This window comes from Paraburkholderia adhaesiva, assembly GCF_021390575.1.
Classification (GTDB): domain Bacteria; phylum Pseudomonadota; class Gammaproteobacteria; order Burkholderiales; family Burkholderiaceae; genus Paraburkholderia; species Paraburkholderia adhaesiva.
Genome location: NZ_JAJEJQ010000001.1, coordinates 1092501 through 1108770 on the forward strand (window position 1 = coordinate 1092501; position 16270 = coordinate 1108770).

The following is a 16270-nucleotide window of genomic DNA, read 5'->3' on the forward strand; positions in this document are numbered from 1 at the left end:
TTGGCTTAGAAGCAGCCACCCTTTAAAGAAAGCGTAATAGCTCACTGATCGAGTCGTCCTGCGCGGAAGATGTAACGGGGCTAAGCAATATACCGAAGCTGCGGATGCGAGCTAGTCTCGCATGGTAGGAGAGCGTTCCGTAAGCCTGCGAAGGTGCACTGTAAGGTGTGCTGGAGGTATCGGAAGTGCGAATGCTGACATGAGTAGCGATAAAGGGGGTGAAAGGCCCCCTCGCCGTAAGCCCAAGGTTTCCTACGCAACGTTCATCGGCGTAGGGTGAGTCGGCCCCTAAGGCGAGGCAGAAATGCGTAGCTGATGGGAAGCAGGTCAATATTCCTGCACCATTGTTGAATGCGATGGGGGGACGGATCGCGGAAGGTTGTCCGGGTGTTGGAAGTCCCGGTCCTTGCATTGGAGAAGGCGCTTTGGCAAATCCGGGCGCGGAATTCAAGGGTGTGAGGCCATCCACTTAGGTGGAGAAGCAACTGGAAGTGGTTCCAAGAAAAGCCTCTAAGCTTCAGTTCAACAGTGACCGTACCGCAAACCGACACAGGTGGGCGAGATGAGTATTCTAAGGCGCTTGAGAGAACTCGGGAGAAGGAACTCGGCAAATTGGTACCGTAACTTCGGGATAAGGTACGCCCCTGTAGCTTGACTGGCCTGCGCCAGAAGGGTGAAGGGGTTGCAATAAACTGGTGGCTGCGACTGTTTAATAAAAACACAGCACTCTGCAAACACGAAAGTGGACGTATAGGGTGTGACGCCTGCCCGGTGCCGGAAGATTAAATGATGGGGTGCAAGCTCTTGATTGAAGTCCCGGTAAACGGCGGCCGTAACTATAACGGTCCTAAGGTAGCGAAATTCCTTGTCGGGTAAGTTCCGACCTGCACGAATGGCGTAACGATGGCCACACTGTCTCCTCCCGAGACTCAGCGAAGTTGAAGTGTTTGTGATGATGCAATCTCCCCGCGGCTAGACGGAAAGACCCCATGAACCTTTACTGTAGCTTTGCATTGGACTTTGAACCGGTTTGTGTAGGATAGGTGGGAGGCTGTGAAGCGGGAACGCTAGTTTCCGTGGAGCCGTCCTTGAAATACCACCCTGATCTGTTTGAGGTTCTAACCTTGGTCCGTGATCCGGATCGGGGACAGTGCATGGTAGGCAGTTTGACTGGGGCGGTCTCCTCCCAAAGGGTAACGGAGGAGTACGAAGGTACGCTAGGTACGGTCGGAAATCGTGCTGATAGTGCAATGGCATAAGCGTGCTTGACTGCGAGACTGACAAGTCGAGCAGGTGCGAAAGCAGGTCATAGTGATCCGGTGGTTCTGTATGGAAGGGCCATCGCTCAACGGATAAAAGGTACTCTGGGGATAACAGGCTGATACCGCCCAAGAGTTCATATCGACGGCGGTGTTTGGCACCTCGATGTCGGCTCATCTCATCCTGGGGCTGTAGCCGGTCCCAAGGGTATGGCTGTTCGCCATTTAAAGAGGTACGTGAGCTGGGTTTAAAACGTCGTGAGACAGTTTGGTCCCTATCTGCCGTGGGCGCTGGAAGTTTGAGGGGGCCTGCTCCTAGTACGAGAGGACCGGAGTGGACGAACCTCTGGTGTACCGGTTGTGACGCCAGTCGCATCGCCGGGTAGCTATGTTCGGAAGAGATAACCGCTGAAAGCATCTAAGCGGGAAACTCGCCTCAAGATGAGACTTCCCCGGGGACTTGATCCCCTTGAAGGGTCGTTCGAGACCAGGACGTTGATAGGTCAGGTGTGGAAGCGCAGTAATGCGTTAAGCTAACTGATACTAATTGCCCGTAAGGCTTGATCCTATAACAGGTATGCCTCCCTCCCCTGATGGAGAGAAGCGCGTACAGGTTGAGATCACGTGTTGTGCCTGAAACAACACAACCCCAATTCAGCAACACACACTCTTTACGCTTCTTCCCGATTGGCTGTGGCGCGATAACACCGCGACGCAGCAACCCGTCATGCCTGATGACCATAGCGAGTTGGTCCCACCCCTTCCCATCCCGAACAGGACCGTGAAACAACTCCACGCCGATGATAGTGCGGATTGCCCGTGTGAAAGTAGGTAATCGTCAGGCTCCTTATGCTGTAAAGTTCGAAACCCCGGTGTCTCCGAAAGAGCGCCGGGGTTTCGGCGTTTATGCGCCGGTGAAGCCACTCCGGAGCGATACGCTGAAGCGCAAAACCGCAGTGGGCACACCGCGGCGCAAGCACGGTTCGGTACGCCGAAATCGTGAGGTAGCAAATCAACTCGACGAACTTATTCCCGCGACCCGCGTGGCAGATCGCGTTGACGAAAGGCAAGCCGCGAGTCGGCGACTCGCGTGCAGGGACTCAGTGCCTGCGGCGTACTCGGTCGAGCACGTGATGCGCGGCCAGCCAGTGATGCATCATGCCTTCGCCGTCGTGCTCCTTTCGGTAAGCCCGGGATTCGAAAATCGAAAGCCCTAGCAGCACAAGTAGACCCACGGCGAGGCCGATCAGGCCCGCAATACTTTCGGCATCCATGGCAGCCTCCTTCGGTTGCAGCCATGTTGCTATCTTAGGTCAGCGGAGCGCCGGGAAAAATACTCGGCGGCGGCCGAGCAGGATGGCGCCACCGCGCGCCGAACGTGAAACTGCAGCAGTTTTAAAGGATTGGGTCAAATGCTTCGAGTTGTTCTGGCGGTCGCGCTGGCCGCGTTGCTTTCCGCGTGTGCCGACGATAGGGCAAGCAGGCACAACGGACCGCCACCCCATGATCCCGCGGACTACCACGGCGTCCCGACCGACGACCGCCCACCGATGATGATCGACAATCCCCGGCCGGCTGAGTAGCAGCGCAGATCCTGTTACTGCAGTTGAGCGGCAGCAGGGCGGATTGCGCGGGCAATTCGCGGCACTAATGGCGAGAGCGTCAATCCCCGCGCGGCCATAAAGATCAGCAGGGCAGCCCATAGCCCGTGATTGCCGAACGGGCCGACCAGTGCCCACGACGCGGCCAGGAATACGGCGAGCGAAATTGCCATTGAGCGCATCAACTCGTGCGTTCGCGTCGCGCCAATGAACACGCCGTCGAGCAAAAAGCCCCAAACGGATACGAGCGGAGACAGCGCCGCCCAAGGCAGGAATCGTTCCGCTGCCACTCGTACGGCGGTCTGATCGGTCAGTTGCTCGATGATCCAGCCCCCAGTGCTCCAATACGCCAGCGAAAACCCGAGCGCACCCAGCACTGACCAGAACAGATTGACCTTCACCGCCTGCCGGAACGCCTGCCGGTCGCGTGCGCCGATGGCCGCGCCGACGAGGGCTTCGGCCGCATGCGCGAAGCCGTCCAGTCCATACGCCATGAAGGTCTGGAAATTCAGAAGCAGCGCATTGGCCGCGAGGATCGCGTCGCCTTGCCTTGCTCCGAGATGCGCGAACCACCCGAACGATCCGAGCAGGCACATCGTGCGCAGGAAGATGTCGCGATTGATCGAGATGAGCCGCTTGAGGGCTGCGGGCTCGAGCATCGCGCCGACACGAAATGGTGCCAACCCGCGCGGGCGCAGATGCCAGAGCACGACCGCGCCGAATACGAAGCCGAGCGCGTCGGCGGTGGCCGTCGCTGCGCCGATGCCCTCGACGCCCCAGCCGAAACCGTACACGTACAGCAGTACCGCAATCACATTGACGACGTTGATGCATACCTGCGTCGCGAGCGCGATGCGTACCGAGCAGATAGCCAAGCACGACATAGTTCGCGAGCGCGAACGGCGCAGAGCCAATGCGCGCCTGGCAGTATGCGCGGGCAATGCGTTGCACCTCGCTGCTTCCGCCAATCGACGCGAGTGCGTAACGTATCAGCGGCCCTTGTCCGAGCAGGATGATGCCGCCGATTACGAACGCAAGCATCAGCGCACGGACGACACTGGCGCGCAATGCGTCCCGGTCGCCAGCGCCGAGCGCCTGTGCGACGAGCCCGGTTGTGCTCATGCGCAGGAATCCGAAGCCCCAGAACACGAAGTTGAAGAACAGTCCGCCGAGTGCCACACCGCCAAGATCTGCTGCGCTGCCCAGATGGCCGGCTACGGCAGTATCGACAGCGCCGAGAATCGGTTGGGTGAGGTTGGCGAGGACGATCGGAAACGCGAGCGTCAGGACACGGCGATGCCAGCCGCGCTGCGCGGGAAGGGCGGGGTGATCGCTCAACCGCGTTCCTGCACGCAGACCCACGGCGATACGACGACCGCCCACAGCTCCGGGTTGCGTGCTGCACAGTCGGCTGCGGTGGTGGCTTGCATCCGCTCGACGAGCCCCGCCGATAGCCATTGGGTGACGCGTTGCGTCTCATCGTTAGAGATGGCCTCGGCGACACTGACGAGGTCGAGATCGCGCGCTACCCAAAGCAGCTTGCCTTGCGCGAAGAAACGTTCGAGATCCGGCCAGTCGATCTTCGCGGTCTCGCCAAGCAGCTTGGCGTAAAGGGGGCTGGGCGTGGCGTCGGGAGTAGTCATGGTCGTGGGGAAACAGTTGCGGCCGATACTATAAACGATCGGGCGGGCGTCGCCAGCATGGGCGCGTGCTACACCCGCCAGATCCAACGATAATATTAATACTGAAGCTATTCCCGCCTTAATCGTAGAAAACCAAAAATCTATAAAAGCGTTTCAGTCCGGTCGACTCGCATACGTTAAATAGTCTCATTCGTGCGTTTGCGCACTAAATGCTAATCCCTGCAAAGAGGCAATACAGGTGCGCCTTGAAACGGCACAAACCGACCGTCGATGGAGCAGCAACTGTAAGCTCGGGCGACGATGAACGTCGCGTCAATCAAGGCGCTCCGATGATCTGTATTGCTTCTGTAAGCAACATTCGAGCTGCCGTATCAGGTGTATCTACAGTTATTTCGGCGTCCTGATTCGATGCTGAAAATCGGTGTGCTCCATAATCGGTGCGCCGCGACACATTTTCGATCGAATTAAGTGATTGCACCGCACTGAGGCCGTTGATAGATTCCAGATCGGCGCATGGTAAACCGGTCCTTTGCCGATATGCGCCAAACCCCCGTTAGCCCGGCGAAATGCCGGGCTTTTTTTGCCTGCGTGGACCTGCGCGAGCGCGCTCAGTGTGGCGGAAGATTGCGCGCCGGATCGATGGACTGGCCCTGGTAGCGCAGCTCGAAATGGAGCATCACGCGGTCGTTGTCGGTGCCGCCCATCTGCGCGATTTGCTGGCCTTGAGTGACCGTCTGTCCTTCCTTTACGAGCAGCGCTTGATTGTGCGCGTACGCGGTCAGGTAATCGCCGTTGTGTTTGATGATCAGCAGATTGCCGTAGCCGCGCAGGCCGTTGCCCGCATAGACGACCTTTCCTGCCGCCGCCGCGACCACTGGCGTACCTTCCGCATTGGCAATGTCGATTCCCTTCGAGTCCTTTCCGTCGAACCTGCGAATTACCTTGCCGTTTGCGGGCCAGACAAGCGAGATCGACGCAGCGGGCACGACCGCTGGCGTGGGTGTATTGTCGGGGGCGGCTGCGACGGGCGCCGATCGGCGCGCACGCGGCGTGCTGCCAGTTGCGGCTGCCGTTGATGCCGTTGATGTCGCCGTGCGAGCGGGCGGCGCTACGCGCAGTACCTGACCGACTTCGATGGCGTCGGGGTTCGAGAGGCCGTTCCAGCGCACGATGTTCTGCACGGACTGGCGATTTTCGCGTGCGATTTTGTTTAACGTGTCGCCACTCTCCACACGGTAGTAACCGGGCCCGACCGGTGGCGAACCACACGCGGCGAGCAGCGCGACCAACACCGCACAAGCGATCCGTCTCATTCCCTTTGTCAACATTGAAGCCAACATCGAACCTCGCTAGACGCTGCCGGGCGGTGGCGCCGCGTCGGCAAAAGGTCTGATTTTAGCGGGTTCGCCCACGCGGACGTTGTTGTGCCCCCGATTCGACCGCAAATTGGTGAGCGCGGAGTATGACGATATGTGACGCGTGAGCTTCGGGTGTGCGCGTCCACGCTAATGCGCACCTGGAGATGTCGACGATGTTCTGCTGGTGGCCAATTCCGTGACATCGTACGAAGGTGGTCGGATAGGGGGCGGAGCAGCCGTGAACGCGAACCCAGCATTCCTTCCCGATGCGTGATAACCCTCGTCGGGAAAGTGTGGGTATGGCGGGGGATCTTCGGGGCGGATAATCGGGCCTCATTGTGCGGCGGTGCACAGTGATTTCGCAGGAGGCTTCCATGGATCTCGCCATGGCAATGAGCACAGCCCTGTTCGGACTCTTCGTCGGTGGCAGCGCATATTTTCTCTTCAAGATGACTCGCTGAGCTTGGTGTTCTGGGTTTAACACAATCGAGTCTGCCACCCTTTGGCACATCAGTCCGGTCCTGGTTTCCTCGACCAGGCTCCGCCGCCATCCAGCGGTTCCCCTTTTTCGGCCCGCCAGGAAATTGTTGCGACGCCGTAAATTCCCCGAGAATTTCGTATCGATACTTGGCGCTGCAAGGCGGCCCCGGCATAATCGGTGCGCTTCGTCGCGACAGCATGACTGCGGTCCGGCGCCACGTTCACCCATTTCGAGGATCCGCGCGTGAGTCTCTGGTTTCTATTGTCGCTGAGCGTGCTGCAGGGCGTCACCGAACTCTTCCCCGTGAGCAGTCTTGGCCACACGCTGCTCGTGCCGGCGCTCTTCGGCGTACACATGGACAAACATGCGCCGCAACTGCTGCCGTTTCTCGTTGCACTGCATCTCGGCACGGCGATTGCGCTTCTCTGGTATTTCCGCGAGCGCTGGGTCGCGCTGATTCGCGGCTTTTTCGGTTCGCTTGCCGGTCACAAGAGCGACGATGGCCACATGATGTGGGCGCTCATCATCGGCACGATTCCGGCGGGTCTTGTTGGCCTCGTGCTCGAAAAGCGCATCGAGACGCTCTTTCACGATCTGCGCATCGTGGCCGCCGCGCTCATGATCAACGGCGTGCTGCTGTGGTTTGGCGACCGCCTGCAGCGCGCGCGCATGCATCGTGCACCCGAGAAGCTCACGTTCCGTCAGGCGTTTCTGGTGGGGCTCGCACAGATCGGCGCACTGGTTCCGGGGTTCTCGCGCAGCGGTCTCACGATGATCGCGGGCAACGCCGCAGGCCTCACGACCGAGAAGGCCGCCGAGTTCTCGTTCCTGCTCGGTACGCCGATTATCTTCGCCGCGGGGCTGCTTGAATTGCCCAAGCTCTTTCATGCGCGTGACCAACTGATGACGGCCGTCGTCGGCGGCGTGCTGACGGGCATTGCCGCTTGGCTCAGCGTGCGTTTTCTGATGCGCTATTTCGAGGGCCGCGGGCGCCTCGCATCGTTCGGCGTGTACTGTGTCATTGCAGGTGCAATCTGCCTCGGCTGGTTCATGCTGCATCAACAGCCTGTTTGACGCGGCGCGTACGGGGCAGGGCCGGCGCGAGTCGATCGCGGTATAATCCACGCCCGTCTTCCTGCGCTTGGCGCGCCAAGTGGGGCGGGCTTACGCGACAGTAGCTCAGCTGGATAGAGCATCGGCCTTCTAAGCCGAGGGTCGGGGGTTCGAGCCCCTCCTGTCGCGCCAATGGAATCAATCGCTTAGCCCGGTTTTTGAGACTGAGCCTTTTGTTATTCGCCGCCCGTGTAACCGTCATGTAACCCGATTTCGTCAACTCGGAGGCAGGCGGCGGCTACTCATGACGCAACTTCGCAGGCTCGATATAGCCAACCGTGAAGCCGCTGCCGCCGATTGCGCCGCACATGTCCAGCGTAGCTTGTCAGGGATATTTGGCATCCTGCCTACCAAAAAGGGCTCGCCCAAAAAAAGAGGAGGCTAGTGCATTGGGAGGGGCTTGGAGACTCACAGACTGTTTTATGCTGACGAACTTCGCGATGAAGGGAAGCAGCCTTGCACCGGCCCATGTGACTGTGGTCATGGCTCCGCTCAGACGACGGAAATAGCGTGTAATCAAGTAGCAACTCGCCGGAATGCAACTGCTCCCCCCATGTATCATTCAGGCTGGCACGTTGCCCTGAATTCGGGCGGCCATGCAGTCTATCCATGGTAAATATATGCTTAAATCCATCCATATCCATCGATACCGATCGTGCGTCGACGTCCGTCTTGACGACTTAGGGACGGTGACGGCCCTTCTGGGGCGGAATGGAGCTGGTAAGACTAACGTTCTGAAGGCCATCGAGTGGCTGGCACGCGTGCTCTCGACCTTTCCGTCGAAGCCAGAATACGCTTCCATGGAACGAGAGCCGGTGACGATCTCTGTTGAGTTCGAGCGTCACGGGCATCTTTACGTCTACCGAGTGGCACGGAATACCCGTCACTTTTTGGATGGTGACAAGGCGCGCCCCGAACAACTGTTTGAAGAAGATATTTTCGAGATCGTCAATGGCGACCATATCTTGCTTTTAGAGCGGCGCGGCGAGAAGGTTTCATTGCCAGAACTGAATCAAGAGGTTTCGGTTTCTCTCGCATCTTCAGCCGTCGTCGGGCTCGTGTCGATCCTTCCGCAATCGGAATTTCGTCTGTTCTTACTTCGCTTGATGGTTTATTTCGGGAATATATCGTATTTCCCGGTTACTGTGCCGGACGGTAGATATGCAAGCGCGCTGATTGATGAAGCGGATTATAAAAAATGGTCGGAGAATATTTATAACAATCTCGACTCCGGTGTTGATGGCACCATCATGCGGATAATTCAACTGTACCTTGAAGACAACGCGAGGTATCAGGAACTTGTTGACGTATTGGGCGATAGTGGCCTCCAATTGCTGTCAAGCATTGACGTCACTGATTTGCGGTCCGGCGAAAGGGTGGGAGCCGATGGCGCTCCTTTGGCGGAAACTCGTTATTTTCACGTTTCCTTCAAGCCGTATGGGTATGCGTTTGGATTCAGCTTTAAGGATCTCTCTTTCGGCACGCAGCGCATAATTCGCTTGATCACTTACCTACTTGCGGTAGATTCTACTGTGGCACTTATTGAGCAGCCAGAAGACGGAATTCACATCGCTCTTTTGCACAAAGTGATGCCACTTGTTAGAGCATATTCGGATGGGCGGCAGATTATTTTGGCGAGCCATGCCCCTGGTGTGCTTGATCGCCTCGATCCAAGCGAAATCCGTCTAGTTGAGATTGCAAACGGGCGAACACATCTTCGTTCTCTAAGTGAGGATGAGATAGGGGCCGCTAACGAATATCTGGCGAACGAAGGACCGCTGTCGGATTTTATTGAGTCGCTCTAGGAGGTAAAGTGTACGGGGTAATCGGCGAAGATCGATCGGATGTCGACGCAATAAAAAACATCATTGTTCGCCTTGCTGGTGACGGAGTTGCAGTCCGAGGGAAGGGCTATTCCGGGTGTGGAGAACTTCTTAAAAAAGGCGCTGCGCAATTACAGGTGTACGAGAGACTTAAGTGCAGTCGGTTTATCGTTTGTTACGATTCTGACGGGAAAGACCCTGCCGAGCGCAAGCGTGCATTAAAGCAAATCTTTAAAGATGCTGGATTAAAGGGGGTATGTTGCGCCCTCGTGCCAGTTCACGAGATCGAGGCGTGGATATTAGCCGACTTGCCAGCGGTTCAGAATGTAATTAAGGGCTGGGCTGTAGCTGAGGGGCATAAAAATCCAGAAAATCAACCGCATCCGAAGGAATATTTGGAAAAGTTGAGCGAAAAAAATCATCGCCCTCGATATGCTCATGCAACAATGAATCCGCAAATCGCGAAGCATCTGAATTTGGAGATTGTCTATCAGCGGTGCCCGTCATATCGACCATTGCATGATGTAGTCGTCAAGGGCGTCGGAAATCTTGGCGACTAGCAGTTGAACGATCGCACCGTCCGGCGATGTTAAGCGTTTTAACAGCATATCAAATCGCTGGAATCTCCATCGGATAAGGTTTTTCGCCGCATCGCGACTTGTTTTGCGAGATTCGGGTCCGCCTTCGCAACCTTGTCGGCCATCCGCTGCGTGCGCTCGCTCGCACCAGACTGTGGTGCACGATTGGCCACAGGATCAAGCGGCAACGTTTCTGCTTGATCCGACTTGCGATCGCGTCCGTGCGACGCGGCCGCCAGCCAGTCGGTCGCGGCGATGCGCTTTTTCAGCGGGTTCACTGCGGCCATCCGGGGTAGTGGGAGTGCGGCGATTCTACCGATTACCTCGACCTCAGAAACGAAAAGCCGACCCTCGCGAGTTGGCTTTTTTGTGCCCGCTGCCAAGCGTGCTGGGGCGCACAGAGTGGATAGATCAATGCCGCGACGGCCGCACACCAAAATGCGGCACATCCGTGCGCGGCTCGCTCGACTCTGATTTGTTTGGCTCCTGCCGCCCGGAGGCTTCCCGATCGAGCCGTCGGCTGTCCATCGTCGTGCGCCGCAGCTCCTTCATGGCGCGGCGAAATCGTGCTCTCATCATGCTCAACTCCTCGGGCCACGGTGCGTCGAAGCTGCCGCGGCAATTCACGTTGCCCTGGTGGCTAGCGGTGGCGGGGCGTCACTTCCTGATCCTCTCCCGCGAGCCTTGCGATAGCCGCAGTGCAACGGCTGGTCAGCTCAGCCCGCACGGCACGATCGACGAGGAGGCGGTGCGCCGCCAGCACGCCATAACGGCGGCATAGCGCGACCTCGATCGATTGCCAGTCGGCAAAAGCGCCGCTATCGGCGAGCCGGAATGCAGCGCGCCGTATCGTTTCCTGGCGGCCGTTACGCAGAAGGTCGCTCATCGCCCGCTCCATCGGAAGGGCATGGCTCTATCGTAGGTCTGTCTGGCAGAAGTGCCAGAAGGGCGTGGATTCGACGGGCGGGCTGCCTACAGTGCAACGCCTCAGCCGCTCGGCCCATCGCGCAGCAGGGCCATGCAATCGTCGTGCAGGGTGCGAGCGGCCGGGGTGCGATAGTCGAGGCGACATCCGACCGTGAGCATCGTCCGCAGATCATCATCGGCGACAAGCCCGAGCCCGTGAACACGCGCAGCGATCTCGGTAGACATGTCGCACAGCTCGGCGCGCTCGTTCCAGCCACGTCGCCGCCGTTCGCCCTCAGACAGATCAGCGCGGACTCGATCCGGTGCTTGGTCCGCAGCCACTCGCCGGTGATCGAGCGCGCCCCCAACTGCGACGCGACGAGATAGCACAGCAGCTCGGCTGCGTGCCTCATCGTCAAGGTTCCCGGCGAGCGGCATTGCTCACCCCAGGTCGAGTGGGGCGCGGCTAGCGGGCTGCTCGCTTCTTCCAGACTCGGCAACCTGAACGATTCTGAGCATCGCGGCGTTTGGCCCGGCGAGGTTCCAATCGTGCCCATGCCACGCGTCGGAAAGCGGGGCGACGGTCACGTCAGTGAATTCGTCGCGGCCATCGAGCCACGCGTGTACGATCTCGCGCTGTTCATCGGTCGCGGAAACGCGAACACCGTCCGCAACGATGTAGCCGTCCAGATCATCACTGACGCCGCCGCCGAAGAGCATCACATGCGCCTCGACGCACTCCATGAGAAAGGCGTCGATCAGGGCTTCGCGCCGCGCATCGTCGAGCGCCCGGCGCAGTGTCGCCGATACCGCGAACCCGAGTTCCTGAAACTCGCCCAAGCGCAGCTTCTTTCGCTGGCGTCGATTGTGGCGTGCCGACATTTGTCGCCTCTTTTTGAGGTCACTCCAGATCGAACAGCGAGCGGTCGGCGGGCCGTGACACGTACTCGTCCATCATGGCGCGGAACTCGGCCTCATCGAACTCGCCACGCTCGACGCGACGCAGAATGGCCTCGCCCGCCAGCGTCGCCTTGCGCTCGCGGTCGGCGCGCGTTTGCTTGTGCGCCTGGCGGCTCGCCTTCTGGGCGGCCTTGCGCGCCGCCTTCATCTCCTCGAGCTTCGCGTCGGTTGCGTCGATGCGCTTTTTCAGCAGGTTCATGGCGACCATCCGGGGTGGTGGGGTAATGCCCCCGTTTTCCACGGTGGGCAGAAGTAGAAACTAAGCGGCCATGGCCAGCCGCTGCTTCGGGGTAAAACCGCCCAATGCCATATTCGGGCGCTCGTGATTGTAAATCCACATCCAGTCGGCCGCCGCTTCGCGAACCTGCTCCAGGTCTTCCCACAGATACTGCGACAACCATTCGTACCGAGCAGTCCGGTTGAACCGTTCGATATACGCATTCTGCTGCGGCTTGCCCGGCTCGATGTATTCCAACCGGATGCCTTGCTTCTGCGTCCACGTCACGATGGCCGCGCTCAGATATTCCGGGCCGTTGTCGCACCGGATGACCTTCGGCTTGCCTCGCCATTCCATATGCTGCTTCAGCGTGCGAATCACCCGCTCGGATGGCAACGAGAAATCCACCTCGATGCCCAGCGCCTCGCGGTTGAAATCATCAATCACGTTCAGCGTCCGGATACTGCGCCCGTCAACCAGCTGGTCATGCATGAAGTCCATCGACCACACTTCATTGATGGCCTCCGGTACCGATAGCGGCTGCGGCGTTTCCCGCACCAGCCGCTTTTTCGGCTTGATGCGCAGGTTCAGCTCCAGCTCGCGGTAAATCCGGTAAATGCGCTTATGGTTCCAGCCGAATCCCTTCACGTTACGCAGGTAGAAGTAGCACAGCAGAAAACCCCAGTTGCGATGGCAACCCGTGATACGCAGCAGCCAGTTGGCAATCTCTTCGTTCTCCGTGTTCAACTTCGCCTCGTACCGGTAGCACGACTCGCTGATGCCAAACGCCGCGCACGCCACACGAATTGACACGCGCCGCTGTTGCACAACCCGCTTTGCCATCTCGCGCCGACGAGATGGCTTCAGAACTTTTTTTGCAGTGCCTCCGAGGCAATCTCAGCCTTGAGCTTCTCCTCGATGTACATCTTGCGAAGCCGGGCATTCTCCGCCTCCAGTTCCTTCATGCGCGACATCATCGACGCGTCCATGCCGCCGTACTTCGAGCGCCATTTATAAAACGTCGCCGAACTGATGCCCAGCTCCCGGCACAGCTCCGGCACCGCCAGTCCGGCCTCCGCGCGCTTGAGCGCCTCCAGTATCTGGCTGTCCGTGAATCTCGACTTCTTCATCTGCAGAACTCCCTCTTAACGAGAAAATTCTACTTCTCCCGACGATGGATTTGCGGGGGCATTACCGTGGGAGTGCGGCGATTCTAGCGTTTACCTTTGCTCCGGAAACGCAAAAGCCGCCCCGAGCGGAGCGGCTTCACGTGCCCGTCATTCCGGGCTGCCGGTTGCGCTGTCGCGGTGCACCGATACTTCTGGTCTCGGCGCGAGGGCGAATCAACAACGGTCATCCTAGCGGGTGTAGCGGTACGGATGATTCCGCTGACCGCACGGTTGCCGTCAGGGCGCGCAACGCCCGCCTGTTAAAGCACCTGTTAAAGCTCACCGGGGCGGTGGAATTCAAACAGAAAATCAAACGCCCCGCAAAGCCTTGTGTGGCGGGGCTTACAGCCTTTGATTTGCTGCTGATTTGCTGATTTTTTCAAAAGAATCAAACGGAAATCAAAAACGCCCGAAACCCTTACTCGGCGGTGGTTCCCGCCGCATTTGCTGAATTCCTGTCTTGCCGAGAATTGTTTCAAGGGCGATTTTTTCTGCGCGTGAGGGACCGGTGCGTTTCCCAGGTTTGGTGCACCAGACTTTTGATACCCCCCCCCCAGGAGGCAGGGTGCAGCCGTCATGGCATTCGATCGAGCCGCCGCGCCGCTTGTGAGCACCTGCAAACCCATGGCGGTACGTTTAGCCACGAACGGCACAGTGAGGCTAGAAGCGCTGCACGCGCGCCTCGCCAGAAAAGGCAAGGCGCGTCATCCACATCACAGGCGCGTTGCCAACGAATAGGACTCGGCATTCAACGGTGACGGCGCAGTACCTCGCGCCGATGCCGCATTCGATTTGAGCAGACGATCTTGCGATGCCGCTGCCTGTTCGATTTGATTCAGTCGCTGATACTCCGCAAGCTGCTCGGTGCGTTGTTGCTCCTTTCGTGCCTTGTGCGCGTTCACCTGCTTTTCGCTTCCCGCATAGTCGAGTGCATCGCGCAGCCATGCGCTGGCATAGCCTCCGCTTTGGTCGTATGGGTCAATCGGATTGTCGACAGTTCCGAATCCCATGCACGGAAGGTTGCAGTTGTACCCCAGTTTCTCCAGCGACGCGCGCAATGCGCACTCACTGGCGTTGGCCGCATCCAGTTCCATCAGTGCATCAATCACGCGGCGCGCACGCTTCTTGTGTTCCGCGTTGAACCGCTCAGCGGCCTTGATTGAAAGATCGCGTCTCAGGTTGCTCACAACTTGCTCTTGTGCTGCACATGCTTTGTTCATCGCGTCACGGGTGCGTTGCTGCGCTTCAATCTGCTCTGCGATGCTCTGCAACTGGCCGCCAGTCAATAACCTGTCGGCAGCTTCAATGGCGTCACGATTGCGGGATTCGCGTTGGTGAGAACCGGCCAGTTGCTCGCGGTACTTCTCCTGCAGTCGCGCTATCTCACGCTCCGCACTGTTCATTGCCGCGCGATAGCGGGTCAGCTTTTCATTCTCGTCGCGAAACTCTGGAAGGGTGTCCAGTCGCGGATAGTCGAGGTTTTCAATGACGATCTTCATTTGCCAATCCTTGGGTTATGGTTAAGGGCGTTCATCTGCATCTGCCTAACGATGCGCCGCTTCTCATCGAGGGGTGCCACGCCTTGCGCCAGAACATTCATCGCTTGCGCGGCTGGGTTGGTTTTCGCCAATTGCCTGAGCGCTTCGCGGGGCATGCCCATAGGTCGCCTCAAACCCATCATGTGTATTGCTTCGTCTTTCATGCGTTTCTCCAGTTAGTACTACTTACACCCATAGTGCCAATTTTACAGACGGCACCTCATCATCCGTCGCCTCGTTACGTCTCAGTGAGGCTCGCAGTCCCTTGCTGCTGTGACGGCTGGTGCCGCCCATCGTTCATAGATCGTCATCACTCATACCGCCAGCAGGCGAATCGTTTTCACGCGCGGGTGCTTTGCCCGGGCTCGACACTTCACCCGTTACCGCCTTGCGCTTGCGTGTAACGTGATACGCCGTCAGCACCGCGTGCGCCACCATGTCGAGCGCGGGCCGCGCCTCGCCGTGCCTGTCCGTCCACACCTTCTGCGTGAGTGAACCCGCCAGCGATACGCTGTCGCCATCGGCCAGTGCGAGTAACGCAGTGCCCGTGCTGTCGGAGAACGTAATCACGTTCACGAACAGCGCTTCGCCGTCGCCAGTCGCTGCGCGTACGCGCGCACGCTCGGCCGCAATCGGCGCGGGGTTGCGCGCATTCGCCGCGGCAGTCACTTCCACGAGCGGATCCGCGACGGTTGCGGCGCGAGCCTTGCCCGCGTGCTGCTGCGCCAGCGTGAAGAAACCCGCGTGCTCGTAACACGTCGCCGCGAGGCAGCAGAGCCAGAGCGCAGCGCCCGCCATCCGCATCGCCCACGGTTGCCGCCAGCACAGCGCCGGTAACAGGTGCGCGGCCAGCACCAGCACCACGCCGATAGCCACCCATAGCGCGCGCTCCGCGAGCCAGCCGCCACGCTGCCAGCCCGCCAGCACCGACAGGCAAACCGCCGTCGCTGTCGCAAACGTCGCGAGCATCGCCGGGGCCGTGCGCGCGACAGGGACGTACTGGGCCACTGTCATCGCGTACCCCCGGTCTGCCCGCGCTTTTTCCCGTTCGCCGTTGCATTACCATCCGGGTAGCCGCGATTTTCCAGTGCCTCGTTTGCCCGCCAGCTACGCGCCGCCGTGGCCTCGCGCGCCTGCGCCTCCGTGCGCGCGGTGTCGAGCCGTTCGCGGAAGTGATGCAGGTTCGGCAGCAGATCGGCGAGTGGGCCGCGCATCGCTCGCGTTACCACGTCATTGAGAAGGTCGTGCGGCCAGCCCTCCAGATCCGCCAGCGTCTCAATCATGCCGACAAGTTCAGCCCGCATTTGGTTGACCGATTCCGTGTCGATGCGTGGCCCCCATGGCAAACACAGGGCGCCATCGTCGGAACCGAGCGCGCCTGTGCAGTCGTCAGACGCATGCGCCGGGTCGTTGGCGGTTTCGCGGAGGTAGGCGATGATTTCCGGCTTGTGCGCGATTACGTCTCCACGTAGCGCGTCGCGCGCTTCCTTCGGTCCCGCCATGTGCACGCGGTCACTGTCCAGAAGACTGAGGCGCACGCCAAGCGATTCCGCTTTGCTCAAAATTTGCGCGACGTTAGAGGTGGCCTCACTCGTTCGGACAGTCATCTGAGATTTTTAAGTGG

At 59.2% G+C, this 16270-nt stretch carries 17 protein-coding genes, 1 tRNA gene, 2 rRNA genes and 1 pseudogene (1 of these 21 running past the window's edge); 6 read left to right on the forward strand and 15 right to left on the reverse strand.

Annotated features, from left to right (window positions below; genetic code table 11):
* A 23S ribosomal RNA gene (locus L0U80_RS04825) occupies positions 1 to 1827 on the forward strand; it begins 1054 nt to the left of the window's first position.
* Positions 1828 to 1989: 162 nt separating this feature from the next.
* Positions 1990 to 2103: ribosomal RNA gene (gene rrf / locus L0U80_RS04830) — 5S ribosomal RNA — on the forward strand.
* Positions 2104 to 2359: 256 nt separating this feature from the next.
* On the opposite strand, the gene L0U80_RS04835 is transcribed toward rrf, so the two are convergent.
* The 4 genes and pseudogenes from L0U80_RS04835 to L0U80_RS04850 all read right to left on the reverse strand — a co-directional run bounded on the left by L0U80_RS04835 (position 2360) and on the right by L0U80_RS04850 (position 5831).
* On the reverse strand, positions 2360 to 2533 hold the full coding sequence (locus L0U80_RS04835) for a hypothetical protein (RefSeq protein ID WP_233862850.1): 174 nt from the start codon (positions 2531 to 2533) through the stop codon (positions 2360 to 2362).
* A gap of 323 nt (positions 2534 to 2856) precedes the next feature.
* Positions 2857 to 4198: pseudogene (locus L0U80_RS04840) on the reverse strand (MATE family efflux transporter).
* A complete protein-coding gene (locus L0U80_RS04845) occupies positions 4195 to 4503 on the reverse strand; it encodes a DUF2288 domain-containing protein (protein ID WP_233862851.1) in 309 nt (102 codons plus the stop codon). The pseudogene L0U80_RS04840 and the gene L0U80_RS04845 overlap by 4 nt, the downstream one beginning before the upstream one ends.
* A 608-nt stretch (positions 4504 to 5111) precedes the next feature.
* The gene (locus L0U80_RS04850) at positions 5112 to 5831 is read right to left on the reverse strand and encodes a peptidoglycan DD-metalloendopeptidase family protein (RefSeq protein WP_233862852.1); all 720 of its coding nucleotides are present in this window, start codon (positions 5829 to 5831) and stop codon (positions 5112 to 5114) included.
* Positions 5832 to 6585: 754 nt separating this feature from the next.
* Here L0U80_RS04850 and L0U80_RS04855 point away from each other — a divergent pair.
* From L0U80_RS04855 to L0U80_RS04870, 4 genes are all read left to right on the forward strand, one after another.
* Entirely contained in the window at positions 6586 to 7416 is an 831-nt protein-coding gene (locus tag L0U80_RS04855) for an undecaprenyl-diphosphate phosphatase (protein ID WP_233862853.1), read from the forward strand.
* 94 nt (positions 7417 to 7510) lie between these two features.
* A tRNA-Arg gene (locus L0U80_RS04860) sits at positions 7511 to 7587 on the forward strand.
* Between the two features lie 557 nt (positions 7588 to 8144).
* Positions 8145 to 9260, forward strand: coding sequence for an ATP-binding protein (locus L0U80_RS04865; RefSeq protein WP_233862854.1), 1116 nt, complete (start codon positions 8145 to 8147; stop codon positions 9258 to 9260).
* Positions 9261 to 9268: 8 nt separating this feature from the next.
* Positions 9269 to 9838 (forward strand): DUF4276 family protein, encoded by a 570-nt coding sequence (locus tag L0U80_RS04870; protein WP_233862855.1) that lies wholly within the window; start codon positions 9269 to 9271, stop codon positions 9836 to 9838.
* Positions 9839 to 9876: 38 nt separating this feature from the next.
* On the opposite strand, the gene L0U80_RS04875 is transcribed toward L0U80_RS04870, so the two are convergent.
* From L0U80_RS04875 to L0U80_RS04925, 11 genes are all read right to left on the reverse strand, one after another.
* Positions 9877 to 10134 (reverse strand): hypothetical protein, encoded by a 258-nt coding sequence (locus L0U80_RS04875; protein WP_233862856.1) that lies wholly within the window; start codon positions 10132 to 10134, stop codon positions 9877 to 9879.
* Between the two features lie 362 nt (positions 10135 to 10496).
* The gene (locus L0U80_RS04880) at positions 10497 to 10742 is read right to left on the reverse strand and encodes a hypothetical protein (protein WP_233862857.1); all 246 of its coding nucleotides are present in this window, start codon (positions 10740 to 10742) and stop codon (positions 10497 to 10499) included.
* A gap of 101 nt (positions 10743 to 10843) precedes the next feature.
* On the reverse strand, positions 10844 to 11008 hold the full coding sequence (locus L0U80_RS04885; protein ID WP_233862859.1) for a hypothetical protein: 165 nt from the start codon (positions 11006 to 11008) through the stop codon (positions 10844 to 10846).
* 195 nt (positions 11009 to 11203) lie between these two features.
* The gene (locus tag L0U80_RS04890; RefSeq protein ID WP_233862860.1) at positions 11204 to 11644 is read right to left on the reverse strand and encodes a YggL 50S ribosome-binding family protein; all 441 of its coding nucleotides are present in this window, start codon (positions 11642 to 11644) and stop codon (positions 11204 to 11206) included.
* A 19-nt stretch (positions 11645 to 11663) separates the two neighbouring features.
* Positions 11664 to 11921, reverse strand: coding sequence for a hypothetical protein (locus tag L0U80_RS04895; protein WP_233862862.1), 258 nt, complete (start codon positions 11919 to 11921; stop codon positions 11664 to 11666).
* A gap of 60 nt (positions 11922 to 11981) precedes the next feature.
* Positions 11982 to 13069, reverse strand: a protein-coding gene (locus tag L0U80_RS04900) for an IS3 family transposase (protein ID WP_233862864.1) whose coding sequence is annotated in 2 segments (ribosomal slippage) — positions 11982 to 12820 and positions 12820 to 13069 — 1089 coding nt in all. Because the reading frame shifts where the segments join, the coding sequence is not laid out codon by codon here.
* Positions 13070 to 13380: 311 nt separating this feature from the next.
* Positions 13381 to 13752 carry a hypothetical protein gene (locus L0U80_RS04905; RefSeq protein ID WP_233862865.1) on the reverse strand — a complete coding sequence of 124 codons (372 nt, stop codon included), beginning with the start codon at positions 13750 to 13752 and terminating at the stop codon, positions 13381 to 13383.
* 69 nt (positions 13753 to 13821) lie between these two features.
* Positions 13822 to 14607 carry a hypothetical protein gene (locus L0U80_RS04910; RefSeq protein ID WP_233862866.1) on the reverse strand — a complete coding sequence of 262 codons (786 nt, stop codon included), beginning with the start codon at positions 14605 to 14607 and terminating at the stop codon, positions 13822 to 13824.
* Positions 14604 to 14810, reverse strand: a complete 207-nt coding sequence (locus L0U80_RS04915) for a hypothetical protein (protein WP_233862867.1) — start codon at positions 14808 to 14810, stop codon at positions 14604 to 14606. Before L0U80_RS04915 ends, L0U80_RS04910 begins: the two co-directional genes overlap by 4 nt.
* 133 nt (positions 14811 to 14943) lie before the next feature.
* Positions 14944 to 15660, reverse strand: a complete 717-nt coding sequence (locus L0U80_RS04920; RefSeq protein ID WP_308444841.1) for a single-stranded DNA-binding protein — start codon at positions 15658 to 15660, stop codon at positions 14944 to 14946.
* On the reverse strand, positions 15657 to 16253 hold the full coding sequence (locus tag L0U80_RS04925; protein ID WP_233862868.1) for a TubC N-terminal docking domain-related protein: 597 nt from the start codon (positions 16251 to 16253) through the stop codon (positions 15657 to 15659). Before L0U80_RS04925 ends, L0U80_RS04920 begins: the two co-directional genes overlap by 4 nt.
* Positions 16254 to 16270 lie beyond the last annotated feature (17 nt).